The sequence below is a fragment of the Pseudoalteromonas rubra genome (assembly GCF_001482385.1).
GTDB lineage: Bacteria > Pseudomonadota > Gammaproteobacteria > Enterobacterales > Alteromonadaceae > Pseudoalteromonas > Pseudoalteromonas ardens.
This window is the reverse complement of the sequence record NZ_CP013611.1, coordinates 716,376-742,329: the sequence shown is the minus strand read 5'-3', so window position 1 is coordinate 742,329 and position 25,954 is coordinate 716,376. Positions and strand designations below refer to the sequence as shown.

The 25,954-nt window shown below is 46.1% G+C and carries 25 protein-coding genes, 1 tRNA gene and 1 pseudogene; 23 read left to right on the top strand and 4 right to left on the bottom strand.

What is annotated here, in order from left to right:
• Nucleotides 1-177 precede the first annotated feature (177 nt).
• The 16 genes from gyrA (at nucleotide 178) to AT705_RS03270 (ending at nucleotide 14,287) form a co-directional block, all read left to right on the top strand.
• Nucleotides 178-2,841, top strand: a complete 2,664-nt coding sequence (gyrA, locus tag AT705_RS03345) for a DNA topoisomerase (ATP-hydrolyzing) subunit A (protein ID WP_058795489.1) — start codon at nucleotides 178-180, stop codon at nucleotides 2,839-2,841.
• A 146-nt stretch (nucleotides 2,842-2,987) separates the two neighbouring features.
• Nucleotides 2,988-4,070: a 3-phosphoserine/phosphohydroxythreonine transaminase gene (gene serC, locus AT705_RS03340; RefSeq protein ID WP_058795488.1), complete on the top strand. Its 1,083-nt coding sequence runs from the start codon at nucleotides 2,988-2,990 to the stop codon at nucleotides 4,068-4,070.
• On the top strand, nucleotides 4,070-5,347 hold the full coding sequence (aroA, locus tag AT705_RS03335; protein WP_058795487.1) for a 3-phosphoshikimate 1-carboxyvinyltransferase: 1,278 nt from the start codon (nucleotides 4,070-4,072) through the stop codon (nucleotides 5,345-5,347). Before serC ends, aroA begins: the two co-directional genes overlap by 1 nt.
• 214 nt (nucleotides 5,348-5,561) lie before the next feature.
• Nucleotides 5,562-6,269, top strand: a complete 708-nt coding sequence (gene cmk, locus AT705_RS03330) for a (d)CMP kinase (protein ID WP_058795486.1) — start codon at nucleotides 5,562-5,564, stop codon at nucleotides 6,267-6,269.
• 94 nt (nucleotides 6,270-6,363) lie between these two features.
• Nucleotides 6,364-8,031, top strand: coding sequence for a 30S ribosomal protein S1 (gene rpsA, locus AT705_RS03325; RefSeq protein WP_010384522.1), 1,668 nt, complete (start codon nucleotides 6,364-6,366; stop codon nucleotides 8,029-8,031).
• Between the two features lie 58 nt (nucleotides 8,032-8,089).
• Nucleotides 8,090-8,380 carry an integration host factor subunit beta gene (ihfB, locus tag AT705_RS03320; protein WP_010384523.1) on the top strand — a complete coding sequence of 97 codons (291 nt, stop codon included), beginning with the start codon at nucleotides 8,090-8,092 and terminating at the stop codon, nucleotides 8,378-8,380.
• A gap of 54 nt (nucleotides 8,381-8,434) precedes the next feature.
• On the top strand, nucleotides 8,435-8,659 hold the full coding sequence (locus tag AT705_RS26055; protein WP_420492115.1) for a lipopolysaccharide assembly protein LapA domain-containing protein: 225 nt from the start codon (nucleotides 8,435-8,437) through the stop codon (nucleotides 8,657-8,659).
• On the top strand, nucleotides 8,656-9,819 hold the full coding sequence (gene lapB, locus AT705_RS03310) for a lipopolysaccharide assembly protein LapB (RefSeq protein WP_058795484.1): 1,164 nt from the start codon (nucleotides 8,656-8,658) through the stop codon (nucleotides 9,817-9,819). The genes AT705_RS26055 and lapB overlap by 4 nt, the downstream gene beginning before the upstream one ends.
• 35 nt (nucleotides 9,820-9,854) lie before the next feature.
• The gene (gene pyrF, locus AT705_RS03305; RefSeq protein WP_058795483.1) at nucleotides 9,855-10,565 is read left to right on the top strand and encodes an orotidine-5'-phosphate decarboxylase; all 711 of its coding nucleotides are present in this window, start codon (nucleotides 9,855-9,857) and stop codon (nucleotides 10,563-10,565) included.
• Nucleotides 10,566-10,787: 222 nt separating this feature from the next.
• Nucleotides 10,788-11,201, top strand: coding sequence for a hypothetical protein (locus AT705_RS03300; RefSeq protein ID WP_049865353.1), 414 nt, complete (start codon nucleotides 10,788-10,790; stop codon nucleotides 11,199-11,201).
• 293 nt (nucleotides 11,202-11,494) lie between these two features.
• A complete protein-coding gene (locus tag AT705_RS03295; protein WP_058795482.1) occupies nucleotides 11,495-11,932 on the top strand; it encodes a nucleoside deaminase in 438 nt (145 codons plus the stop codon).
• Nucleotides 11,933-12,116: 184 nt separating this feature from the next.
• On the top strand, nucleotides 12,117-12,488 hold the full coding sequence (locus AT705_RS03290) for a hypothetical protein (RefSeq protein ID WP_058795481.1): 372 nt from the start codon (nucleotides 12,117-12,119) through the stop codon (nucleotides 12,486-12,488).
• A 131-nt stretch (nucleotides 12,489-12,619) separates the two neighbouring features.
• Nucleotides 12,620-12,710 (top strand) — tRNA-Ser (locus AT705_RS03285).
• A 51-nt stretch (nucleotides 12,711-12,761) separates the two neighbouring features.
• Nucleotides 12,762-13,136, top strand: a complete 375-nt coding sequence (locus AT705_RS03280; RefSeq protein WP_058795480.1) for a hypothetical protein — start codon at nucleotides 12,762-12,764, stop codon at nucleotides 13,134-13,136.
• 167 nt (nucleotides 13,137-13,303) lie between these two features.
• On the top strand, nucleotides 13,304-13,921 hold the full coding sequence (locus AT705_RS03275; protein ID WP_058795479.1) for an FKBP-type peptidyl-prolyl cis-trans isomerase: 618 nt from the start codon (nucleotides 13,304-13,306) through the stop codon (nucleotides 13,919-13,921).
• A gap of 57 nt (nucleotides 13,922-13,978) precedes the next feature.
• Nucleotides 13,979-14,287, top strand: a complete 309-nt coding sequence (locus tag AT705_RS03270) for a hypothetical protein (protein WP_058795478.1) — start codon at nucleotides 13,979-13,981, stop codon at nucleotides 14,285-14,287.
• Between the two features lie 138 nt (nucleotides 14,288-14,425).
• On the opposite strand, the pseudogene AT705_RS24800 reads toward AT705_RS03270, so the two are convergent.
• A pseudogene (locus AT705_RS24800) lies at nucleotides 14,426-15,344 on the bottom strand (helix-turn-helix domain-containing protein).
• Between the two features lie 137 nt (nucleotides 15,345-15,481).
• Between AT705_RS24800 and AT705_RS24795 the strand changes: the two are divergent.
• Complete coding sequence (locus tag AT705_RS24795) at nucleotides 15,482-15,733, top strand: cytochrome P460 family protein (protein WP_167551972.1); 252 nt, start codon at nucleotides 15,482-15,484, stop codon at nucleotides 15,731-15,733.
• A gap of 147 nt (nucleotides 15,734-15,880) precedes the next feature.
• Nucleotides 15,881-17,101 (top strand): glycoside hydrolase family 18 protein, encoded by a 1,221-nt coding sequence (locus AT705_RS03245; RefSeq protein ID WP_058795473.1) that lies wholly within the window; start codon nucleotides 15,881-15,883, stop codon nucleotides 17,099-17,101.
• A 53-nt stretch (nucleotides 17,102-17,154) separates the two neighbouring features.
• Here the strand turns inward: AT705_RS03245 and asnS are convergent, their stop codons facing one another.
• Nucleotides 17,155-18,552, bottom strand: a complete 1,398-nt coding sequence (gene asnS, locus AT705_RS03240) for an asparagine--tRNA ligase (protein ID WP_010384545.1) — start codon at nucleotides 18,550-18,552, stop codon at nucleotides 17,155-17,157.
• A gap of 361 nt (nucleotides 18,553-18,913) precedes the next feature.
• On the opposite strand from asnS, the gene AT705_RS03235 reads away from it, so the two are divergent.
• Nucleotides 18,914-19,348, top strand: coding sequence for an AAA family ATPase (locus AT705_RS03235; RefSeq protein ID WP_010384547.1), 435 nt, complete (start codon nucleotides 18,914-18,916; stop codon nucleotides 19,346-19,348).
• A gap of 68 nt (nucleotides 19,349-19,416) precedes the next feature.
• Here AT705_RS03235 and AT705_RS03230 read toward each other — a convergent pair whose 3' ends face one another.
• Nucleotides 19,417-20,754, bottom strand: a complete 1,338-nt coding sequence (locus AT705_RS03230) for a KamA family radical SAM protein (protein ID WP_010384549.1) — start codon at nucleotides 20,752-20,754, stop codon at nucleotides 19,417-19,419.
• 173 nt (nucleotides 20,755-20,927) lie between these two features.
• Nucleotides 20,928-22,217 (bottom strand): adenosylmethionine--8-amino-7-oxononanoate transaminase, encoded by a 1,290-nt coding sequence (bioA, locus tag AT705_RS03225; protein ID WP_058795472.1) that lies wholly within the window; start codon nucleotides 22,215-22,217, stop codon nucleotides 20,928-20,930.
• Nucleotides 22,218-22,331: 114 nt separating this feature from the next.
• Between bioA and bioB the strand changes: the two genes are divergently transcribed.
• From bioB to bioD, 4 genes are read left to right on the top strand one after another with little or no spacing between them, the layout of a single operon-like run.
• Nucleotides 22,332-23,375 carry a biotin synthase BioB gene (gene bioB, locus AT705_RS03220; protein WP_058795471.1) on the top strand — a complete coding sequence of 348 codons (1,044 nt, stop codon included), beginning with the start codon at nucleotides 22,332-22,334 and terminating at the stop codon, nucleotides 23,373-23,375.
• Nucleotides 23,376-24,509: an aminotransferase class I/II-fold pyridoxal phosphate-dependent enzyme gene (locus AT705_RS03215; protein ID WP_058795470.1), complete on the top strand. Its 1,134-nt coding sequence runs from the start codon at nucleotides 23,376-23,378 to the stop codon at nucleotides 24,507-24,509.
• On the top strand, nucleotides 24,506-25,261 hold the full coding sequence (locus AT705_RS03210) for a methyltransferase domain-containing protein (RefSeq protein ID WP_058795469.1): 756 nt from the start codon (nucleotides 24,506-24,508) through the stop codon (nucleotides 25,259-25,261). Before AT705_RS03215 ends, AT705_RS03210 begins: the two co-directional genes overlap by 4 nt.
• Complete coding sequence (bioD, locus tag AT705_RS03205; protein ID WP_058795468.1) at nucleotides 25,258-25,953, top strand: dethiobiotin synthase; 696 nt, start codon at nucleotides 25,258-25,260, stop codon at nucleotides 25,951-25,953. Before AT705_RS03210 ends, bioD begins: the two co-directional genes overlap by 4 nt.
• Nucleotide 25,954 lies beyond the last annotated feature (1 nt).

Genomic DNA, 25,954 nt, shown 5'->3' with positions numbered 1-25,954 from the left:
ACTTCCTCGTTGAACTGAGCGCATTCTATCGGTATTGGATGAAATTTCCGAGTCATTTAGCCACTGCATTAGCCCAGAAACTATGATAGTATCCCCAGTCGAACTAATAATAATTGAACCTTTTGATGTCTATAGTGTGACACAAAAGGAAAAGACTCTGAAGGAAAGTGGTATTAAATGACTGATCTTGCCAATGAAATCCTCCCGGTCAATATCGAAGACGAATTGAAAAATTCCTATCTTGATTACGCGATGAGCGTCATCGTTGGACGTGCTTTACCAGACGTCCGTGATGGCCTGAAGCCTGTGCATCGTCGCGTGCTATTCGCGATGAACGAGTTGCGTAACGACTGGAACAAACCTTATAAAAAATCAGCCCGTGTTGTGGGCGACGTGATCGGTAAATACCACCCACACGGTGATAGCGCAGTTTACGACACCATTGTTCGTATGGCTCAGCCGTTTTCACTACGTTATATGCTGGTGGATGGCCAGGGTAACTTTGGTTCAGTCGATGGTGACTCCGCGGCGGCAATGCGTTATACCGAAGTACGTATGGCAAAAATGTCTCATGAGCTACTGGCTGATCTGGACAAAGAAACCGTAGACTATGTGCCAAACTATGATGGCACTGAGCAAATTCCTGACGTGTTACCGACAAAAGTACCTAACCTGCTGGTGAATGGTTCTTCGGGTATCGCGGTTGGTATGGCGACAAACATCCCACCTCATAACCTGACTGAAGTGATCAATGGCTGTCTGGCTGTGATCCAAAATCCAGATATTACGATTGATGAGCTAATTGATTATATTCCGGGACCTGATTTCCCGACTGCGGCCATCATCAATGGTAAGAAAGGCATAGAGCAAGCGTACAAAACCGGTCGTGGTAAAGTGTATATCCGTGCTCGTGCTGAAATCGAAACCGACGAAAAAACCGGCAAAGAAACCATCATCGTCAATGAGATCCCATATCAGGTCAACAAAGCACGCTTGATTGAAAAAATCGCGGAGCTGGTGAAAGACAAAAAGGTCGAAGGGATCAGTGCACTACGTGATGAGTCTGACAAAGACGGTATGCGTATTGTTATTGAGATCAAGCGTGGTGAAGTGGGCGAAGTGGTACTGAACAACCTGTATGCTCAGACTCAGCTACAAACTGTGTTTGGTATTAACATGGTTGCGCTGGATAACAATCAGCCGAAGTGTTTCAACCTTAAAGAAATGCTTGAGGCCTTCATTGTCCACCGCCGTGAAGTTGTAACTCGCCGTACGGTATACGACTTGCGCAAAGCACGCGATCGCGCGCACACGCTGGAAGGTCTGGCAATTGCGTTAGCCAATATTGACCCAATCATTGAGCTTATCCGTAAGTCACCGACTCCAGCAGAAGCGAAAGCTGCATTGACTGCTCGTCCGTGGGAGTTGGGTTCAGTTCGTCCAATGCTCGAGCGTGCCGGTGAAGAAAACGTCGCGCGTCCTGACTGGCTCGATGCCGAGCTGGGGATCCGCGATGGTCAGTACTATCTGTCTGAGCAACAGGCCCAGGCTATTCTAGATTTACGCTTACACAAGCTAACAGGCCTGGAGCACGAAAAGATTCTGGGCGAATATCAGGAGCTACTGGATCTCATTGCAGAATTACTCTTGATTTTGTCTTCACCTGATCGTCTGATGGAAGTGATCCGCGACGAATTGGCTGAGATCAAAGAAAACTATGGTGACGAGCGCCGTACAGAGATTTCAGCAGCAGCACATGATATTAGCCTGGAAGATCTGATCAACGAAGAAGACGTAGTTGTCACCTTGTCACACGAAGGTTATGTAAAATATCAGCCTCTGTCCGATTACGAAGCACAGCGTCGTGGTGGTAAAGGTAAAGCAGCAACTAAGATGAAAGATGAAGACTTTATTGAACGTCTGCTGGTTGCAAATACCCACGATACAATTTTGTGTTTCTCAACATCAGGACGTTTGTACTGGTTGAAAGTGTACCAGTTGCCGCTGGCATCTCGTGCCGCGCGTGGTAAGCCGATAGTAAATTTATTACCGCTTGAAGCGGATGAACGTATCACCACTATATTGCCGGTCAAACAATACGAAGACGATAAGTTTGTATTGATGGCTACGGCCAATGGCGTTGTGAAGAAGACCCCATTAACCGCCTACAGCCGTCAGCGTGCAAGCGGTATTATTGCCATTAATCTGAATGACGGTGATAATCTGATTGGTGCGGACATCACAGATGGTAATAACGACATCATGTTGTTCACCGATCATGGTAAAGTCGTACGCTTCAATGAGAAGCTGCGCGACTCAGAAACCGGTGAAATAAAAATTGACCCTGAAACGGGTGAAGAAATGCTGGCCTTACGTCCTATGGGTCGTACCGCAACCGGTGTGCGTGGTATTAAGATGCCGGATGACGTCAAAGTGGTGTCATTGATTGTACCTAAGAATGACGGCGCTATTCTGACGGTCACTGAAAATGGTTACGGCAAGCGTACACCACTTGAAGAGTACCCGGCTAAGAGCCGTGCAACGCAAGGGGTTGTTTCAATCAAGGTCACAGACCGTAACGGTCGAGTTGTTGGTGCAGTACAGGTTCAGGACAACGACGAGATCATGCTGATTTCTAATCGTGGTACTCTGGTTCGCACCCGCGTCAATGAGGTCTCGACGGTTGGACGTAACACCCAGGGTGTTATCCTGATCAGAACGGTTGACGACGAGCAGGTAGTTGGTTTACAACGTATCGAAGAGATTGAAATTGACGACACCCTGGAAGGGGAAGCAGAGCTTGTTGAAACGCCTGACACTGATGAACAGGCACCAGAGTAATCTGGTTCAATATAAAAAAGCGGCTTAGGCCGCTTTTTTATTCTCCGACGCATATATTCTGGGCGCACAACATCACACAATGCGTGTCCGTTAAAAATAAATAAGCACACTGCCTGGTGCAGTATAAAAACTGGAATGAGGAAACTATGAGCGTTTATAACTTTTGTGCAGGACCTGCGATGTTGCCACCTGCTGTTATGAAAAAAGCCCAACAGGAATTTATTAACTGGCAAAATTTAGGGGTCTCTGTGATGGAGATCAGTCACCGCTCTGCGCCGTTTTTAGAGCTAGCGCGAGAATGCGAGGCGAGCTTGCGCCGTCTGATGAATATCTCGGATGAGTTCGAGGTCCTGTTTATGCACGGAGGTGGTCGTGGCCACTTTGCCGCAGTCCCGTTAAACCTGCATCAGGACGATGTGCCCGGTGTATACATCGAGAACGGTATTTGGTCCTGCGGGGCGACTAAAGAAGGCCAGAAGTTCACACAAGTTGAGTCCATTGATATACGTCGGGATCAGAATGGCACCTTTGATGTCTTGCCTGTCTCACAGTGGGACTTACCCGAAAATGCTGCATATATTCACTACTGTCCTAACGAAACCATTGATGGTATTGAGTTGTTTGATGTGCCAAAGCACCCAACAGCGCCAATCGTTGCGGACATGTCATCAAACATTTTGTCGCGCGAAATGAACGTGGATGACTTTGATTTAATTTATGCGGGCGCACAGAAGAATATCGGTCCGTCAGGCCTGAGTATTGCGATTGTACGTAAGACATTGCTTGAGCGTAAAGGACTGCCAAGGCCTGCAATCCTTGATTACGCTATTGAAGCAAAGCAGCAGAGTATGTACAACACGCCACCCACTTTTGCCTGGTACCTGGCTGCTGAAGTATTCAAGTATCTTGAATCAATTGGTGGCGTTAAAGCTATGGAAGCACATAACAAAGAAAAAGCCGCGCTTTTATATGATTACATAGATGGTTCCTCATTCTACCTCAACAAGGTGGCTAAACACTGTCGTTCTTTGATGAACGTACCGTTTTGGCTACACGATGAATCTCTTAACGAGCAGTTTTTGGCACAAGCCGAGGACAATGGCTTGATCGCTTTAGAAGGTCACCGCTTCGTAGGTGGCATGCGTGCCAGTATTTACAATGCCATGCCCATTGAAGGCATTAAAGCATTGATAGCTTTCATGGATAAGTTTGCCAAGGAGAACAGCTAATGGAACAGCTTAGATTAAGCGCCATAGATAAAATCAATGGCAGTGTCACGCTGCCGGGCTCGAAAAGCTTGTCGAATCGCGTGTTATTGCTGGCCGCGTTGTGCGATGGTGTTACGCAAGTGAATAACTTGCTCGATAGTGATGATATTCGCCATATGTTACTTGCGCTTGCAGAAATGGGCGTAAAAGTTGAGTTGAACGAAGACAAAACGTCAGCCCATGTTTATGGCCAAGGTGGGCGCTTTAAAACACCATCGGAAGCGTTGTTTCTGGGTAATGCTGGTACAGCTTTCAGACCACTAACCGCAGTACTAGCAGCAAGTCAGGGTCAATTTACCCTGATTGGCGAACCCAGAATGGAAGAACGACCCATCGGCCATCTGGTTGATGCGCTACATGCGTTGGGCGCAGATATTAAATATCTAAAAAATAAGGACTATCCACCGTTACAGATTAATGGTGACGCAATCGAGGGGGGCGAAGTAGAAATTGACGGCAGTATATCAAGCCAGTTTTTAACCGCATTGCTGATGGCTGCCCCTTTGTTTGTTAAAGACAGCACAATCCGCATAAAAGGGGAGTTGGTTTCCAAGCCTTATATTGATATTACACTCGGTGTTATGGCGCAGTTTGGTGTGTCTGTTAGTCATGATAACTATCAGGTATTTCATGTTAAAGGTCAGCAAGGGTACGTTTCCCCTGGCAGCATTATGGTTGAAGGTGATGCCTCATCGGCTTCCTATTTTATTGCCGCAGCAGCCATAGCGGGCGGTGAGATTGAAATTAATGGTGTCGGACGTAAGAGTGTCCAGGGCGACATTGGTTTTGCTTCTGTGATGGAGCAGGTGGGTGCCGATATTGACTGGCATGATGAAAAGCTTGTTGTCCGTAAGGGTGAGCTAAACGGGGTTGATATTGACGCCAACGCCATTCCGGATGCCGCGATGACACTGGCAACTGTTGCTTTGTTTGCAAAAGGTAAAACGGTTATTCGTAATATCTACAACTGGCGTGTTAAAGAAACTGATCGCCTGTATGCCATGGCAACGGAGCTTAAAAAAGTAGGTGCAGAGGTGACAGAGGGGCATGATTTCATCGAAATTACTCCGCCTGAGACTTTCAACCTGGCGGAGATCGATACCTATAATGATCACCGTATTGCGATGTGTTTTTCTATGGTAGCTGTGGGTGGTGTCGACGTGATCATTAATGACCCTGGCTGTACCGCAAAAACCTTCCCGACTTACTTCGACGTTCTTTCTTCCGTCAGTCAGTAATGGCTGCTAGCTCGAGTGGAGTTTCCTATCGAGCTACGTAATTCGTTAAGGGCACGCAGCGCTTGATTAGTCTAGCTGTCTGCCCTTTAAGTTCCTGCCTGGTTCCTGCGTAAATTTTCAACCAAACAAAAAGTTACATGTCAATAAGGATCTATTCAGCAAACTTGCGTATAATACTGCAGTTAATTTTTGGTGTGCATTTCGGGAGGTTTAAATGCAGGCTGTCATGCCAGTAATCACCGTAGACGGCCCAAGCGGCTCGGGCAAAGGAACGGTTTGTCGTTTATTAGCTGAAAAGCTTGATTGGGACGTGTTGGATAGCGGCGCAATTTATCGCGTTTTGTCTTTGGCTGCTATTCATCATCATATTGCACTCGATAATGAAGAGGCTTTAGTGCCTCTCGCCGCAAATTTGGACGTTCAGTTTCCGATAGACGGTGAGACGAAAAAAATCAGAGTGATCCTTGAGGGGGAGGATGTCACCCACACGATCCGTAACGAAGAGGTCGGTGCTGCAGCGTCTAAAATCGCTGCATTGCCTCGGGTTCGAGAAGCTTTATTGCGTCGCCAGAGGGCTTTCCGTAGCGAAAGAGGCCTGATCGCGGATGGCAGAGATATGGGAACGGTTGTTTTCCCGCAAGCTGAACTAAAAATTTATTTAACAGCCAGCGCGCAAGAACGTGCAAGACGTCGTTATCTGGAGTTGAAGGATAAAGGGCTGGATGTTACACTAGATGGTCTTTTAAGCGAGATTGAAGCTCGCGATGATCGAGATATGAACCGTGAGGTCGCGCCTTTGGTGCCGGCAGACGATGCTATCGTGCTCGATACAACGAAATTAGATGCGGAACAGGTGTTTGCGAAAGTCACGGCTTTAGTTCAGGACACCATTGTTGCTGGCAAGTTACCTGCATCAAACTAGATTTTTACTGCGTTGGCAGGAGGCCGACGTTATATCAACCACCCCATGCAGCATGGTTGCTAATTGGAATGTTTATTTATGAGACGTATTTAGTATGTCAGAAAATTTTGCGCAGTTATTTGAAGAAAGCCTAAAGGGTTTTGAAGCAGAGCAAGGCTCTATCGTTAAAGGTACTGTTATCTCAATCGAGAACAACATTGTTCTTGTTGATGCTGGCCTTAAGTCTGAAAGTGCAATCCCTGCAGAGCAATTCAAAAATGCTGCTGGTGAACTAGAAGTTGCTGTTGGCGACGAAGTAGATGTGGCACTTGACGCAATCGAAGATGGTTTCGGTGAAACTATCCTTTCTCGTGAGAAAGCGAAGCGTCACGAAGCTTGGATCCGCCTTGAGAAAGCTTGTGAAGAACAAGAAACTGTTGTTGGTATCATCAACGGTAAAGTTAAAGGTGGTTTCACTGTTGAAGTTGATTCAATCCGTGCATTCCTACCTGGTTCACTTGTTGACGTTCGTCCAGTACGCGACACAACACACCTTGAAGGTAAAGAGCTTGAGTTCAAAGTTATCAAGCTTGACCAGAAGCGTAACAACGTAGTTGTTTCTCGTCGTGCTGTTATTGAGTCTGAAAACTCACAAGAGCGTGAAGAGCTGCTGGCTAACCTTGTTGAAGGTCAAGAAGTTAAAGGTATCGTTAAGAACCTTACAGACTACGGTGCATTCGTAGATCTGGGCGGTGTTGACGGCCTACTTCACATCACTGACATGGCTTGGAAGCGCGTTAAGCACCCAAGTGAAATCGTAAATGTTGGTGACGAGATCGCAGTTAAAGTACTTAAGTTCGACAAAGAGAAGACTCGTGTTTCTCTAGGTCTTAAGCAACTTGGCGAAGATCCTTGGGCAGCTATCGCTGGTCGTTACCCAGAAGGCGCTAAGCTAACTGGTCGTGTTACTAACCTAACTGACTACGGTTGTTTCGTTGAAATCGAAGAAGGCGTAGAAGGTCTGGTACACGTATCTGAAATGGACTGGACTAACAAGAACATCCACCCTTCAAAAGTTGTTTCACTAGGTGACACTGTTGAAGTTATGGTTCTTGAAATCGACGAAGAGCGTCGTCGTATTTCTCTAGGTCTTAAGCAGTGTAAAGCTAACCCTTGGCAGGAATTTGCTCGTCTACAGAACAAAGGCGACCAAGTTACTGGTAAGATCAAGTCTATCACTGATTTCGGTATCTTCATCGGTCTTGACGGTGGTATCGACGGTCTTGTACACCTGTCTGACATTTCTTGGAACACGCCTGGCGAAGAAGCTGTACGTGAATACAAGAAAGGCGACGAGATCTCTGCAATCGTTCTTCAGGTTGACCCAGAGCGTGAGCGTATCTCATTAGGCGTTAAGCAAATCGAAGCTGATCCTTTCAATAACTACCTAGACGCAAACAAAAAAGGTGCTATTGTTAAAGGTAAAGTGACAGACGTTGACGCGAAAGGCGCAACTGTTGAGCTTATCGAAGGCGTTGAAGGCTACATCCGTGTTGCTGACATCGCACAAGAGCGCATCGAAGACGCAACTAGCGTTGTTTCTGCAGGCGACGAAATCGAAGCTAAATTTGTAGGTGTTGATCGTAAGAACCGTACTATCAGCCTATCTGTTAAAGCTATCTTCGAAGCTGAAGAGAAAGAAGCGCTTGAGAAGCTGAAGAAAGAAGAGCCAGCATTTGAAAATGCAATGGCTGCAGCTTTCAAAAACGCTCAAAAAGACTAATATTCAGTCTTGAATAGAAGGGCACTTTTGCCCTTCTTTTTTATCTAAAGGAAACGCTATGACAAAGTCAGAACTAATCGAAAAACTTGCTGAGCAACATATTCACGTCCCAGTCAAAGACGTTGAGAATGCGGTAAAAGAGATTTTAGAGCAGATGGCAGGTTCACTTTCAAGCTCAGATCGTATCGAAATCCGCGGCTTTGGCAGCTTTTCTCTCCACTATCGCTCACCTCGTACTGGTCGTAACCCGAAAACAGGTGAAACCGTTGAGTTGGATGGGAAGTACGTACCTCACTTTAAGCCTGGTAAAGAGCTTCGTGACCGCGTGAACGCCAGTCTAGAAAACTGATTAATGAGGTAACGTTTGATCCAGGTAGTAAGAAAAGGATTATTTTTGATACTGGTGATAATCGCTTTTGTGTTGGGTACTCAAAATCCAGCCATAGTAAAAGTTGACTATATCATCGCCAGTTCAGAGGTACCGTTGGCCAGTTTAATAAGCTTATGTGTTGTATTTGGTTTAGTGTTAGGGCTGTTACTGAGCATTGGCAAGATAACACAGTTAAAGAGGCAAATTCGCCAACAGCAGAGAGTTAATCAATCGATACAAGCGCAAAGCAGTAGATGATTGAGTTACTTTTCCTATTGCTTCCGGTAGCAGCTGCTTATGGCTATGTCATGGGGAAAAACAGTGCTAAAAATCAAGCCCATGAACAAAATCGGAAAATTACCTCAGAATACAGCAAAGGGTTAAAGTTTCTTTTAGATAGAGAAGAAGATCAGGGCCTTGAACACCTGATTAAGTTACTAGAGGTGAGTGCTGATTCTGTTGAACACTACCTCATACTCGCCACCTTATTCCGCAAAAGAGGTGAGCTCGACCGAGCTATCCGGATCCATGAACTGCTTCTAAAACAACCAAGTCTGGACATGCAGATTATTCAATCCTGTAAATTAGCGCTCGCCGAAGATTACATTATGGCGGGTTTACTGGACAGTGCAGAGGAGCATTTGGTCGAGTTGGTTAAAGCGGATTATGAAGAGGCTTTGACGCCCATCATACAGCTTTATTCGCAAACCCGGGAATGGAAAAAGGGCGTGAATATGTATGAGAGTCACGCCGAGCTATTTACTGAACAGATTTACTGCGCTGCAATTGCTAACTTTTATTGTGAAGCCGCATTAGAAAACCAGACAGCTGAACAAGACTCTGAAGATTATCTGACTGATTACCTTGAGCGCGCACTTAAATTGCCGAGAACAACGATCAGGCCGCTCTATGAGCTAGGGCATGATGCGCTTGGAAAAGCAGATAATGTCAAAGCTATTTACTACTGGCGTAAGCTGGTTTCACAGTTTCCCTGTGCCATCCCGCTAGTGTTGCAAGACTTGCACGTATGCTATCAACGTCTCAACATCGAGCATGAATTTCATATGCTAGTTAATGATTTACTGAAAACCAGTGGGGTGCTGGTAAAAATAAAGCATTGTGAGGGCTTAGTGGAAGCAGGGCATACTCAGCAAGCAGTAGATTATCTTACCGACAGTTTGAAGCGAGAACCTTCAATTAGGGGCTTCAGTTTTCTATTAAAGTTACTCGCGACCAGGCAGGATAAGTTTCAGTCGGTATTAAATGAAGTCGACAATCTGGTATCTGCCTACGTTGAAACAAAGCCAGACTACCAGTGCCGCAATTGTGGGTTTACCAGTCACAAACTTTATTGGTTATGTCCCTCCTGTAAGTCTTGGGAATCCATTTTGCCAAGCCAGGGTGTGGACGGGTATTAAAACATCGATATTTTATAAGGCGAAATAGATCAACTATGTCAAACACAGAAATGAAAAAGGTGCTAATTGCACTGGATTACGACAATGAAGCTGCTGCGCTGGCGTTTGTATCCCAGCTTTCTCCTGATGAATGTCGTTTAAAAGTCGGAAAGGAAATGTTTACCTATTTCGGCCCTCAGTTTGTCTCTAAGCTTATTGACAAAGGGTTTGACGTGTTTCTTGATTTGAAGTTTCACGACATTCCAAATACAGTTGCGAAGGCGGTCACAGCTGCTGCAGAGTTAGGTGTGTGGATGGTCAATGTGCACGCCAGCGGTGGTACTGAAATGATGAGCAAAGCTAAACAAGCACTGGAAGCCTACGGTGATAAAGCCCCTCTGCTGATTGCGGTTACTGTGTTGACCAGTATGGATCAGGCACAATTGAGCAAACTCGGTGTAGATAAGACCCCTCAGGAGCAGGTGGTTTATTTGGCGAAGCTTGCTAAAGAGTCAGGCCTCGATGGCGTAGTATGCTCAGCACAGGAAGCGCAAACACTTAAGACCGAGTTAGGCAGTGACTTTTGTTTAGTAACTCCAGGAATAAGACCTGCTGGCAGTGATGCAGGAGATCAGAAGCGGATCATGACGCCAGAATTGGCGATAAAGTCAGGCAGTGATTATCTTGTTGTTGGCCGGCCTATCACTCAGGCTGCTGATCCAGTTCAGGCCCTGAGTGCTATCAACGAATCAATTAAAGGTTTGTAAACCTTGTCGCATTTCAGACCAGCTTGTGCCTGCTAGCTGGTCTCGCAGCCTTAACTAATTGGACTCGGTTGCAGTAATACTTTCTACTCTCACTTTTCGTCTCTACACCCTTTTGGGTTGCTACAAATTGGGGAAAAAACAGCCTTACTTAAACATACCTGCTACACTCATATTGTTACAAAAAGTTGACGTATTGTTGTTTTTTATAATCAAGGAGCAGATATGGACCAGCAACAAGTTGCCAATATAGTGTATGGCCTCGCCAATGGCATTGACCCTATCACAGGAGAAATCCTGCCAGCACAGTCGCCTTACAACCACCCCGATGTGATCAGAGCCCTTTTTCAGTCTTTGCAATGGCAGCCAAAACAGAAAAAGGTAAAGAAAACCCTGGCTCAAAAGCAGCAGGATAACCTGGATAAAGGGTTGCCCGAGAATTATGGCTTGCCCTGGTCTGACGAAGATATAAAGCAGGTACTTGAGCAATATAAAGGGAGCGTAGAGATTGATAAAATCGCTATTACCCTGGCTCGTAAGCCGGGTTCAATCATTGCAGTATTGAATAAACAGGGTGTAATAGATGATTTTCAAGCTCAGCAGCTTAACCAAGCGTATAGATACCAGACTCCAAGGTAACTGGCATACCAGCCTAACAATTACGGGGATTAGTCTGGACTAGAACATTCTTATTTTATCCTCAATTGCGTGCTAATTTAATTAATACTGTGTTAGCTACACAGTTTTTAAACCGAGTAACAGCAATCTGGATATGACCGAACGAGTTAGATGCATGGCCAGTCGTTTATGGAGAACAACGGTCTCGGCGAGCGCAAACCGCTGGCCACAGCGTGTGGCATCAAAGCGACAGGTTTTTTAGACTGACATCGTGATGTATGCGGATTGGTATGGCCAACATCAGGAGTACAATGATGGACAAGTTTTTAGCTGCAGCCATTGAAGAAGCAAAGAAAGGGCTTGATACAGGTGGGATCCCCATCGGTTCTGTTCTGGTTCACAAAGGTGAGATAATCGGACGCGGCCACAATCAGAGGGTTCAGAAAGGCAGCACTGTCTTACATGGTGAAATGGATGCGTTAGAAAATGCCGGGCGCCTCAGTGCATCCGTATATAAAGAATGCACTTTATATACGACACTGTCACCATGCCCCATGTGTTCCGGAACAATCTTGTTATATGGCATTCCTCATGTTGTGATTGGTGAAAATAAGAACTTTATGGGGAGCGAGACCTTGCTTGCAGAGCATGGCGTTAAACTCGAAATTCGTCAGGACGCTGAATGTATCAATATGATGAATGAGTTTATTAAAGCCCGTCCGGATTTATGGAATGAAGATATCGGTGAGTGAGTTATTTGTGCATGAAACGAAATAGATACATCGCTTAGTTGCGTCCACGGACCGATAAAATGATATCCGTTGTTAAATAGGAAGCTTAGTGCACTAATTATTCGTCCTGCGGTTGTTTTGTGACCTGATTCTTTGTTAGGCTAGTGTCTGGCAGTCTCAGAACACAATTATAAGAAGAATAGTAATGGGCAATCTATTTTTAAAAGAGCGGGAGAATTGGTGGACCTGGATTGTTTGGGGTGTATTAGGGTGTATTTCAACAGGTATCATGCTGCCTCACATCAGTGAAGTTTGGCTGGCACTGTTATCACCTGCTTGTTTTCTGCTCGTTTTAACCAGCTGGATGAACTATAGTCGGCGCTTTGATTTTAGTCGAGCGTTTAAAGTGCTCAGTTGCGTTGCTGTTATGTCAGTGATCCCCTTATTGTTGGAGCATCTTTACCCGGTGATAGACTTGACACAGGGTATTGTTGACATGGCATTGGTAATACTAATGTGTGTTGGGTTAAGCATCATAGGTGCTTGGGTTGCGAGAAGACCAAAGCAATACTATTAATGAGTGCTCAATAATACTGCTGACACCTCTTTGGGTGTATGAAAAGTGATCGTTTGGCATGCGAGTTTTGCAAAAAACTGAATTAGGACTTTACTTTTTTATCTCAGCACCTTAGAATTCGCGCCAACAACGGAGAGATGGCTGAGTGGTTGAAAGCACCGGTCTTGAAAACCGGCATACGTTAATAGCGTATCTAGGGTTCAAATCCCTATCTCTCCGCCACCTCATTCCCAAAACCGCCTATACGGCGGTTTTTTTCGTTCGGAGGCAGTGATGACTAAACAGGTTGTTATTCATAGTTCGTTATGGGTGATCTTCAGTTTTTTCTATTTGAGCGGCTTGCAGGCTGCATTGGTGCTGGCAATTGACGGGCAAACGTACCCCAGTATCTGGATTACTTTGCTATATACCTTCGCTTTTAATTTGTTAGTCGGCCATATCATCACCAAGTACGAAAAGTTGCTGCCTATGATTGCCAGTGTGGTGATTGCTGCGTTTGGGGTTGTCGGTTTTGGTTGTTATTTTACAGAGCGGCTGGCAGGCTACAGCAACGAATTAATTATTGGTTTGACATTGAGCTTACCGTTTGCCACTTTCATCGTCAGAGAGTTTAAGCTTAAAAACCAAGATAAAGCCCAGCAAGACTAGGCTATCCAATCAAGCTTTGAGGATGCATGGTAAGTGTGGCTTTTCCACTGAATTGACTGACAGCGCCTTTGCGCGCTGTTTTATAAAGTTATTCACCTCCCTGTTAGTCATCAGTACGCTGTGATACACTGCCGCTTCTTTTAAACTGATAAATAAGTGGATCTAATATGTCAGATTTATTCAACACAGATGCTGAAAAGGCAAGTTATGGTATTGGTTTACAAATGGGTGAACAGCTTAAGTCTAACCCATTTGAAGGTTTGAACCTGAACTCGGTATTCGAAGGCATGAAAGATGCCTACGCCGGTGAAGCATTCCGTGTAGAAATCCCTGAGATCCAGGCTGCATTCGAAAAAATCAATGCAGAAATTCAAAAGCGTCGTGATGAAGAAGCCAAAGTACTGGCTGCTGAAGGCACTGCATTCCTGGAAGAAAATGCAAAGCGCGCAGAAATCACTGTAACTGAGTCTGGTCTGCAGTACGAAGTAATCGAAACCGGTGAGGGCGACAAGCCAGCTGCTGATTCTACAGTTCGTGTTCACTACCATGGCACACTGATCAATGGCACTGTATTTGACAGCTCTTACGAGCGTGGTCAGCCAGCTGAATTCCCGGTAAACGGCGTAATTAAAGGCTGGACTGAAGCACTACAGCTAATGCCTGTTGGCTCTAAGTGGCGTTTATACGTACCGCATGACCTTGCTTATGGTGAGCGCGGTGCAGGTGCTTCAATTGCACCATTCTCAACTCTGATTTTTGATGTTGAATTACTGGAAGTTCTTTAATTTCAGTACTAAGGCTGCTTAGTTTAGCAGCCTCTTTTATATTTAAAAGAGATAACCATGAAAAAACTATTGCTACTACTTTTGCTCTTACCTAACCTTGTACTCGCTTCTAAGGAAACGTCTGGTACCGTTACGCTGTCAGGCGCTAACAACACCATTTTAGTTGATTTTAGCAAACCAAACTCTAGTTGTGGTTCACGTTACTATCTGCCGCTAAATTCTGAGTATGAAAAGGCGCTGTTTTCTATGCTACTGGCAGCACAAATGTCCGGAAAGAAGGTTTGGGCCAATGGTGCTGGTGACTGTCAGACGGGTTACCCTTACAGAAATGCTTATAAGCTAGTAAACATGAAGATATATGATTAAAGCGTGTAGCTTCTTTTACGCTTTTTTGAGCAGTATCCACAATCAATACAAGACCTTGTGAGATACTGCATTAGGTTTACTATCTCAGACTTGACCTGAAAGTTACCCGTTTTTCAATCGGTGATTGTCAGTCCAGATTTAGGCTAAATTCTTTCCAGCCCAGAGCGATTGCCCATCTAATAATGTTTCAATTGGCGTTCTGCCACAGCATTTTTTTCCTTGATCAGTTCGGTCATTATTGTAGTAATTTATCCACTCGTCCAGGTCCTTTTGAAGCTTTTCCAGAGAGCTATATAGTTTTTTGCGAAATGTCACCTGATAAAACTGATAGTCATGGTGCTTGACCTTGCCACAGTACTTATTTCCGCGGTCAGTGAGGATCCTTAGCAAAGGCAGCTCATGCAACTTAAAGTAAGGCAGAACTCTGTCGTTCAATAGATCCGCTGCTGTAATCGGCGTTTTAGTGGTGTAGAGCTTTGCAAACACGACTTTGCAGTATGTATCAAAAAAGTTTGTTGATAAATACGGCCAACCCCCTTTAGGCTTCCGACATAAAAAGTATCCTGTGACCCAAGATATCCGGGGTGTTCTGTTTCAATTTCTCCACAGGCTTCATCATCCTGCTTTTTCTTCGCAAGGGCTGTCACTTGGGACTCCGTGAGAATAATACCTTCTTGCGTGACCTTAGCTTCTAGCGTTTTCAAACGCTTTTTAAAGTTTTCCAAGTCATGGTGCAACCAAACTGACCGAGACCCCTCGGGCAGAAACAAACACGCCTTGTTTTCTTAACTCATTGCTGGCTCTGACCTGCCCGTGATCTGGAAATTCAAACTGCTTTTTCAGTCTCTTCATCTAAACGGTTCTTCAGGTTTGGTTTTCTGCGCGATTTATCGATGAGTGCATCAATACGGCCTTCATCTATGAGCTCTTGATAGCGATAAAGCGTATCTCGCGAAACTCCCATCATTTTGCAGGCTTTAGGTACGTTTCCAAGCTCTTCAGCCAGATTGAGCAAGCCAGCTATGTGTTTAATGATTGGATTGTTAGTATGTAATATGAGAGTTACTCCTTAGTTGTTTTGAACAAAGATTAGACACCTTTATCAAAACGGGTAACTCTCAATTTTTCAAATCGAAATGTCAGGTCTGGTCGGAACTAATTCACTTTACGTCCTATTCACCGGGCACGATTGTTTTGAAAGAGAATTTCTCTTCTCAGTCGGGGTCGCCCCATGAAGCTTTGACAATCACTATGATGATTAAACGTCAGCCAGGCTACTCGCCTAAGCACGGTGATTGGGAATATGTGCAGTTCGATAGGCAAGGGAAAGTACTGCTAGCGGGTAAAGGTACGGAGAGTGCGATACAAAAAGTGTGTGCCAGCTGCCACGAAAGTATCAAAGAGCGGGATTACATTTTTGCGAACTTTTATTCAAAGAGTAAGTGAATAATTGAGTATTACACTGACAAGGGCGCGCTAAAATGCGTAGCAGTACGCGCCCGGGCATAAGGCATTATTATAAATCTTCATTTTTAAATTTTTTGTTAACGTGATATTTGTTGTGTTTGATATTTATACAACATGGAGCACGTTATGTTTAAGAAAACCTGTCTAACTTTAGCTGTGGCTATATCTGGTCTGTCAATGCAGACGGCCTGGGCACAAGATTCATTTTGCCCAAGGGTGGAAGGCTTTTACTCCACCTGGGATTACCCTGCGGGTGGTCAGCTGGATGTTCAGGATCTGGCCACTGATAAACTCACTCATATTATAGTGGCATTTGCCTATCCTAATGCCGATGGTACGCTGAACACGCTTGAGGCCGACCGCTATATTGATGACATTGTGGCACACGCGCACGCTAACAATACTGGTGTAATGATTTCAGTCGGCGGTGCCGGGGTTGACTTCCTGTCAATGGACGAACAGGCGCGAGCGAACCTGGTAAAAAACCTGGTTGCTTACGCTGAGCTACACAACCTGGACGGTATCGATGTCGACTGGGAAGACTGGAGTACCTACAACCAGCCAAACCCGGTTGAGAGTGGTTATTTGCTTAATCTGGTCAAAGACCTCAGAGCTGCATTACCCGCACACCTTGAAGTGAGCGTAGATGTTCAGGCTGGTGGTTGGTCTGGCATTAATTTTCATCCAGATCTGGATGAGCATGCCGATTATATTCGCTTTATGGCCTACGACTACACCGGAGGCTGGGGTGGCTCACCGAAAAACCATCACGCAGCCTGGTCGTATATCCATGATGGTCTGGTGAATCCTGCGCAATGGAGCCAGAGCATGATCACTAAGTACGACGTGAGTAAAACCAGTCTGGGGATCCCTTTTTATAACAAATCATTCCCTGATGGCGTCAGTGGCCCGGTGGTAACGTACACAGCGCGTGAGATTGTAGAAACCTTTGTTGACGGGTTAGGTGTGGACTACAACGCAGGATTCTATGAAATGGATAATTATCTGCACTTTTGGGAAACCCTTGAATTGGTCCGCACAAAGTCGCAATTTGTTGCCGACAATGGCTATCCCGGCATTTTTATCTGGGAGCTCCATCAGGACGCACGCGGAGACAAGAATAAGTTGTTAGATGCCATTGGTGAGGTGCTACCTAAGTGTCAGCCTTGCAGTGACGCTTGGCAACCATACCCCAGTGTGTATCAAACAGGGGATGTTGTGAGTTTTGAAGGGAAAAACTGGCGTGTTAATGGTGGTCCATTACATGGTGTTGCACCCATGACGGAAGGTCATGCACACAGATATACCGAATTGGGTGCATGTCAGAATTATGTGGCAGCCCGATAAGGTTCAGCTGACATGAAAAAGCCCCGGAAGGGGCTTTTTAACACTCAATAAGATTAGTAGGTTGCACTGCCTTTTGTGCGCGGGAAGGCGATAACGTCACGGACGTTGCCCATACCTGTTACGTAAGCAACTAAACGCTCAAAACCCAGACCAAAGCCCGAGTGTGGCACTGTGCCGTACTTACGCAGGTCGCGGTACCAGCTGTAATCTTCTTTATCCAGGCCCATTTCTTCAAGGCGTTGGTCCAGAACATCAAGGCGCTCTTCACGCTGAGAGCCACCAATGATCTCGCCAATACCCGGTGCTACAACGTCCATCGCCGCAACGGTTTTTCCGTCTTCATTTTGACGCATGTAGAAGGCTTTAATATCACGCGGGTAGTTCTTGATAACGACTGGTGCATTAAAGTGTTCTTCAGCCAGGTAACGTTCGTGCTCCGATTGCAGATCAACGCCCCAGTCAACCGGGAATTCAAACTTCTTACCACAGTTTTTCAGGATCTCGATAGCATCGGTATAGTCAACCTGTGCAAAGTCTTTGTCGATGAATGACTCAAGACGTGTAATAGCCTGTTTTTCGATACGCTGGGCAAAGAACTCCATGTCATCACGGCGCTCATCCAATACGGCCTTAAAGGCATATTTGAGCATATCTTCAGCAAGGGCAGCGATGTCGTCCAGATCGGCAAAAGCAACCTCTGGCTCAACCATCCAGAACTCAGCCAGGTGGCGCGATGTATTGGAGTTTTCAGCACGGAATGTTGGGCCGAAAGTATAAATCTTTGACATTGCGCTGGCATAGGTTTCACCGTTTAGCTGACCAGATACAGTCAGAAACGCTTCTTTACCGAAGAAGTCTTCGCTGTAATCAATATCACCTTTGTCAGTACGTGGCAGGTTTTGCATATCCAGTGTAGAAACCCGGAACATTTCACCGGCACCTTCACAGTCGCTTGCTGTGATGATAGGCGTGCTGATCCACATGTAGCCACGCTCGTGGAAGAAACGGTGGATAGCCTGTGACAAGCAGTTACGAACACGGGTAACCGCACCAATTACGTTAGTGCGCGGACGCAGGTGAGCATGCTCGCGAAGATACTCGATACTATGACGCTTAGCGGCCATTGGATAGGTATCCGGATTTTCAACCCAACCCAGTACTTCAACTTTGTTAGCCTGAATTTCAAATGCCTGGCCCTGACCTTCAGAGGCTACCAGAACGCCGGTAACGGCTACAGAGCAGCCTGCGGTAAGACGAGTCACTTCTTCATAATTATTAAGCGAATTAGGGACTACGGCTTGAATAGGATCGAAACAAGAACCGTCATGGACGGCTAGGAATGAAATACCCGCTTTTGAATCGCGTCGTGTACGGATCCAGCCTTTTACAGTAACCTGGCTGTCTACCGCAACGGTGCCTGCTAGTAGCTCCGTTATCGCTGTGTGGCTCATCTTTACTCCAAAATGATTATTTATAATTAGTCTGTTGCGTGTGTTGTTTAACTCACTGCCATGACCACGCTTTTTGCGCAGTCAGCTATGTCGTATCTTACCTGCGATAGACACATAAAAAAACCATCAAATGCCAGAGTAGGGTAATTTCTTTGGGCTTTTTTACATCTAATAGCAACTGAAAGGGAATGCAAGCTCGATAATTGACCATTTGATCCGTTCCTTCCTGGAGATAGAGAGTGGTTTGGTGATTTGATACTAAAAAACAGCTTGCAGGTACTCGATGAATTACTTAAATGCGAAAATTATGGCATTATGTCACTCTACTACTAAGAAAAACTGGATATAAGTCGTTCAATAGATGAAACAGGCATTTATATTACGGGGATTACCTGGCTCTGGGAAAACACATTACGCCTATGCGCTGGCAGACGAGCTGGTGGCGGGTGACGAGACACAATTTGTCATTTGTGCAACAGATGATTACTTTCATAATGAGCAAGGCGAGTACCATTTTGAGAAGTTCAGGTTACCGGAATATCATAATCTGAACCTGGCACGCTTTATCAATGCGCTGGCTGAGGGGATCCCGCTGGTGATAGCTGATAACCCCAATATCAAACGCTGGGAGTTTGTGGCCTATGCCAGTGCCGCACAGGCGATGGGATATCAAGTTAAAGAAGTGATTGTTGGTGAAGTTAAAGATAAGTCGATGCAGCATTTGTATGCCAAGCGCAACACACATGGCGTCGCTTTGAGAACCATTAGCAAAATGGCGTATATGTTTGAATGGTAAACATAAACAGTGGTTTACCAAATAAAAAAAAGCCGACATGAATGTCGGCTTTTTTATGCATTGATGCCTTACATGGCGTCGTATTCGTCCTGCCAGAAGAACTTCTCTTCGCCAAATGCCGGCTTGAGGCCGTCCAGCCAGGTCGCTTCTTCATCATATTTGGCAAAGAAAGGTCTTTGCACCCAATCTGGGTTACGTGCCTGAATGAAACGCAACACGAATACTTTCTCACCGTTGATTTCAGTCACTCCTGAGACCTCGACTTTACCTGGACCCGCACTCATAGAAGGTCCGCGCACCGTGCGGCTCACACCCGAAACTTCTTTATAAGCATCACGGAAAATTTCCCAGGTCCTATACAACGGCAACTCAAAGTAGCGCTTGGCGCCGGTGTCACGCTCAATAAACATGTAGTATGGGATCATGCCCATCTGAGTTTGCTCTTTCCACATCTCAGACCACATTTCAGGGTCGGTGTTGAGGTGGTTAAGTAGCGGGGCCTGCGTCCGGATCTGGGCACCCGTTTTGCGCAGCAGCTTAATCGCTTCTTTGGCAATGTCAGTGCGCAGTTCTTGCTTGTGGTTAACGTGTGCCATGATTGACACATGCTTTCCGGCATCAACCAGCTCTTTGAGCAGTGCCAATAAATCTTGTGCGTCTGGATCTGTGACATAACGGAATGGCCAGAAAGTCAGAGATTTGGTCCCAATACGGATAGTACGAATGTGATCAAAGCGCGGCTCTTTTAGCGCTTCTAGGTACTTACGCAGTTTTACTGTACGCATTACCATTGGGTCGCCACCTGTCATAAGAAGATCGGTGACTTCGGTATGCTCTTCCAGGTAGCTGTGCAGCAGCTCTTCATCGTTGTTGTTAAAGCGTGTTGCTTTACCTACGAACTGTGCCCAACGGAAACAGAAAGTACAATAAGAGTGACAGTACTGGCCCTGTGCCGGGAAGAACAAGACGGTTTCTTTATACTTGTGCTGAATGCCTTCTACACGCTCTCCGTCAAAGGTCGGGACGTTTTTGTCCATCTGACCGGCCGGGTGCGGGTTGAGCTTTTGTCTTAGTTTAGTCGACAGCTCGAAGACTTCTTCTGGCGTATGCTCGCGCTTTAGCAGCGCTGCCATTTCTTCATAAGACTCATCGTCCAGCATACCACGCTGCGGGAAAGTAAGCTGGAAAACGGGATCATTGGGCACCTTGTCCCAGTCAATGAGTTCTTCAATAACATAGTTATTAACGCGGAAAGGGAAAACGTTTGCAACCACCTTCATCTGGAAGCGCAGGTGCTCAGGCAGTTTTTCAAGTTGCTCAATTTTATCAATCTGACGGTGTTGATAAACAGTAAAGCGGGGCGGCTGATAAGCTTCAGCTGGCTGCAATTTGACGGTTTGTTGCATAGTAGCTCGATTCTCGACTTTATTCGGAATTTACAATCAAAGTCGCCTAGTCTAACAAAGCCGTGAAATGATTTCAGGTACAATCGATGAAATATCGTAAATAATTGCAAAATTGGCAAAAAATTTACCAACTTTGCATTATTTGTCGAACTTTATTGCGGTGTGGGCTTGAATTAATACGCGTCCTGTTCGATGGCCTGATAGATGCCGCCTGCCAGGTGTGCAATATCTTCATCTGATGTGATATAGGGGGGCATGAGATAAATTAGTTTACCAAACGGGCGGATCCATAAGCCTTTTTCGATAAAGAAACGCTGTATTCTCGCTACGTCAATTGTACGGTTTAATTCAACAACACCAATTGCGCCGAGCACTCTGACATCCTGCACGGCATCCAGCGCTTTGCATCGTTCAAGCATCCGTAAACTTTGCTCCAGACGCTGCACTTGCTGTTGCCAGACATTGCTTTGCAATAGTGACAGGCTGGCATTAGCGGCAGCACAGGCCAGTGGGTTACCCATAAAAGTAGGGCCATGCATCAGTACTTTGGCTTCGCCCTGGCTGATCCCAACGGCTATTTCATCGGTGGTAAGGGTTGCGGACAGTGTCATTGTGCCACCGGTCAGGGCTTTACCCAGGCAGAGAATATCTGGACTGATGTCGGCGTGCTCACAGGCGAACAATTTTCCGGTGCGGCCAAAACCAGTGGCTATTTCGTCGAGGATCAGCAAAACATCATACTTGTCGCACAGTGTACGGAGCTTTTTCAGGTAGTCCGGATGATAGAAGTTCATGCCACCGGCGTTTTGCACTATTGGTTCAATGATAAATGCTGCGACATCCTGATGATGGGCCTCAAACGACGTTTCGAGCTGCTGTAACTCTTTTTCGCAGGCTTGATTATTGAAGCGCCCGGATGGTGCTGGCACGAAAATATGCTCCGGCAGAAAGCCCTGATACATACTGTGCATGGAATTGACCGGATCGCATACGCTCATGGCGGCAAAGGTATCACCATGATACCCTTTTTGGGCGGTCATGAGTTTAGTTTTGCGCGTATGCCCTTTGCTTAGCCAGTATTGCAGGGCCATTTTAATTGCCACCTCAACACTGACCGAGCCGCTGTCAGCCAGAAACACCTTGTTCAGTGGCTCAGGGGTCATTGCTACCAGCTTTTTGCATAACTCAACAGCCGGAGCGTGCGTAAGTCCGCCAAACATTACGTGACTCATCTTGCCTGCTTGTTCAGTGATTGCTGTCACAATATCAGGGTGATTATAGCCATGAATAGCACTCCACCAGGATGCCATACCATCAATCAATTCTTCGCCAGTCTCCAGATGAATGCGATTACCTTGTGTATGACTGGCCGGATAAACGGGCAGCGGATCCAGCATGGAGGTATAGGGATGCCAGATATGTGCTTTATCAAAGGCTAAATCAATTGTGTTATTATTGCTCACTTGTAAACCTTGCTTAAGTGGTCTGTGTTGACAATGGTAAAGCAAGAAGTAGACTAAGCCAATCACCGTCATAACAACTGACTAAAAAATGTCAGTCAAAAGAAGAGAATAATTATGGAATTGGGCACAGTACGTCACGATTGGACGCATAAAGAAGTTAAAGCACTATTTGAAATGCCATTCAACGATCTATTGTTTCATGCCGCGAGCATCCACAGAAAAAACTTTAATCCCAATGAAGTACAGATCTCTACACTCTTGTCTATTAAAACAGGCGCTTGTCCGGAAGATTGTAAATATTGTCCTCAGTCAGGCCACTATAAAACCGATCTGGAACGTGAACGCCTGATGGAAGTCGAAAAAGTGGTTGCGCAAGCCAAGGTGGCCAAAGAAAAGGGCGCAACGCGTTTTTGTATGGGTGCTGCTTGGTCTGATCCAAAAGATCGCGACATGCCTTATATTGAAAAGATGGTGCGTGAGGTCAGAGAGCTGGGCCTTGAGACATGTATGACGCTGGGTAAACTGGATAATGATAAAGCACATGCGCTCAGAGAAGCAGGCTTAGATTACTATAACCACAACCTGGACACGTCACCTGAGTATTATGAACAGATCATTACTACACGTACTTATCAGGACCGTCTGGATACACTCGACCACGTCCGCGATGCCGGTATGAAAGTCTGTTCGGGCGGGATTGTGGGTATGGGCGAGCAAGCCTCTGACCGTTACGGTCTGCTTATGCAGCTGGCGAATCTGCCTAAACAACCAGAAAGTGTGCCAATTAACATGCTGGTTAAAGTGGCTGGCACCCCCCTTGAAGACGTTGATGATTTGGACCATTTTGAGTTTATCCGTACCATTGCGGTTGCACGTATTATGATGCCGTACAGCTATGTGCGTTTATCTGCGGGTCGTACAGCAATGAACGAGCAAATGCAGTCTATGTGTTTCTTTGCCGGTGCAAACTCGATTTTCTACGGCGATAAGCTACTTACCACAGAAAACCCGGAAGCCGATGCAGATATGAACCTGCTCAAAAAGCTAGGCATGCAACCGGAGAAACGTCAGGATTACTCAGATGAGGCCTATGAAGCGTCTCTGAATTCTGCAATTGCAGATAAAGCAACGTCTGAATTGTTCTACGAAGCCAACTAAATGGCTTTTGAGTTCATCGATGCAGCCCTTCAAACCCGGGCTGCGGCGTCTTTAGTGCGCCATCGTCAGTGTATAGGCAAAGTGTCAGCCCGTGAAATCGAAGTCGACGGCGAAGCTTACCTGAATTTTGCCAGCAATGATTATCTTGCGCTGGCCGATGAAACGTTAAGTCTGACGGCACAACCTGGCAGTCGCAGCTCGGCGCTGGTGACGGGGTTTCAATCAGTCCACTCGGCTTTTGAGGCACAGTTGTGTGATGCTTTTGGTTACGACAGGGCATTGCTGTTCGCCAGTGGTTTTGCTGCGAATACCAGCGTGATCCAGGCGCTATTTAATGATCCTGCTGTAGGGCGTGAATCTGAGTTGTTTCAGGACAAGCTTAATCATGCCAGCTTGCTGGATGGTGCTTTACACAGTCAGGCCAAGCTGACGCGGTTCAATCACAACGATGTCACTCATTTGCGTGCGCGACTGGAAAAGTCTAAAGCAAAAAACAAACTGATCGTGACTGAAGGTGTATTCTCTATGGACGGTGATTGCGCGCCTTTGGTGGATATCGCTCAGCTTGCAAAGACGCACAATGCCTGGCTGATGGTTGACGATGCCCACGCACTGGGCGTGGTGGGTGATAACGGGCTTGGCAGTATCGACGGTGGTGTTAAACCAGAGTTGTTGGTGATCACCTTTGGTAAAGCGATGGCTTGTCAGGGCGCTGCGGTGTTATGTAGTCAGCGCGTGCAGCAGTATTTATTGCAATTCAGCCGCGAATACATTTACTCCACGGCAATGTCACCAATGCTGACAGAACTTGCAATAAAGCAGTTTGCTAAGTTACGCAGTGCCAGCTCACAAAGAGCAGCATTAAAAGATAACATTGTCTATTTCACTCAAACAGCAGCGCAACTGGGTATTCCGGTTCTGCCATCGACAACGGCCATACAGCCTGTCGTGCTTGGCTCGGCAGATAACGCGCTTGCAGCCCAACGGCAATTGAAAGCGCAGGGAATATGGTTGACTGCCATCCGGCCACCGACAGTACCGCAAAATGCAGCCCGGTTACGTATCACCCTGACTGCGGCGCACTCCTCAGCAGACATAGATACCTTGCTCAATGCACTTAAGGAGGCGATATGAGTGTTTCAGTAAAAGCACAGGTTGCCTCGCGTTTTTCGCGTGCATCTCAGGTTTACGTGCAGCATGCGAATGTTCAGCAACAGGCCGCAGAGATCTTACTTAAGAAAATCACTCAGCGATGTAACAGAATTTTAGACTTAGGCGCAGGTCCCATGCAGCATTACGACGCGTTAAGTCAGCGTTGTGCGCAATTAGTAGCATTGGATTTGAGCGCTGGTATGTTAGGGCAAGGCCCTGAAGGCGCACTTAAAATCTGTGCGGATATGGACAGTTTGCCGCTCGCGGATAACAGCGTTGATGCTATTTTTAGTAATTTTGCGATTCAATGGAGTCAGGATCACGCTACGTTATTTACAGAACTAAAGCGGATTTTAAGGCCCGGGGGGAAAGCCTACCTGAGTATTGTAGCCGATGGCTCTTTGTATGAAATACAGCAGGCCTGGCAAAGCGTAGACGCGCACTGTCATGTTAATCGCTTTACCCCATTTGATGCGCTACTGACATACGCCGATGACGCAGGGTTTGACATTGATGATGCTGAATTGATGTGTCTGAAAGAAACCTTTAGCACGGCTCAGGCGGCCTTTAAATCAGTAAAGGCGATTGGCGCCAACCAATTACAGCATGAAGGCCAGCGTCGTGGCTTGCTGGGGAAAGCACAATATCGTAAATTATTGGCAGGGTACCCGCTTTCTAATGGTCGGGCACAGTTGAGTTATCAGGTCGCCTTAATGGAGCTAACTAAATTATGAGTGCATTCTTTATCACTGGTACAGACACTGAAGTGGGCAAAACCCATGTGTCTTCGCTGCTGCTTAAATTATTGGCGCAAAGAGGCAAGAAAGCGCTCGGCTTTAAACCGCTTGCAGCAGGCGCTGAAGAAGCCTTTGGCCAGCTTGTGAACGAAGATGCGCTGAGTCTCATGGAAGCGGCTTCTGTGCACGGCAAATATGAGCAGATCAATCCATTTTGTTTTGAGCCACCTATTGCACCTCATATCGCTGCGCAGCGTGCCGGGGTGACCATTAGCTGTGAGGCATTGAGTGAAAAATATCGTGAGTTAAGTACCTTAGGTGCAGAGTATACGCTTGTTGAAGGCGCCGGTGGCTGGGCGTTACCTATCAACGACACTCAATTCTTGTACGACTGGATTAAACAGGAGCAACTGCCTGTGATCCTGGTTGTTGGTATGAAACTGGGTTGTCTGAACCATGCATTTTTGACCGAGCAAGCCATTAGTGCATCCGGTTTGAACTGTGTAGGGTGGGTGGCCAACCAGGTTGATCCTGCCATGCAGGAATATGAAGCTAATCTGGAGACCTTAAAACAACGATTAAATGCACCTATGCTTGGGGTAACGCCGTATAGCGAAGGGACACCTAAATTGCAAATTCACAGTGCTTTGCTCGATTTATTGGGCCTTCAGCACAGCGCAAATGCGTGAC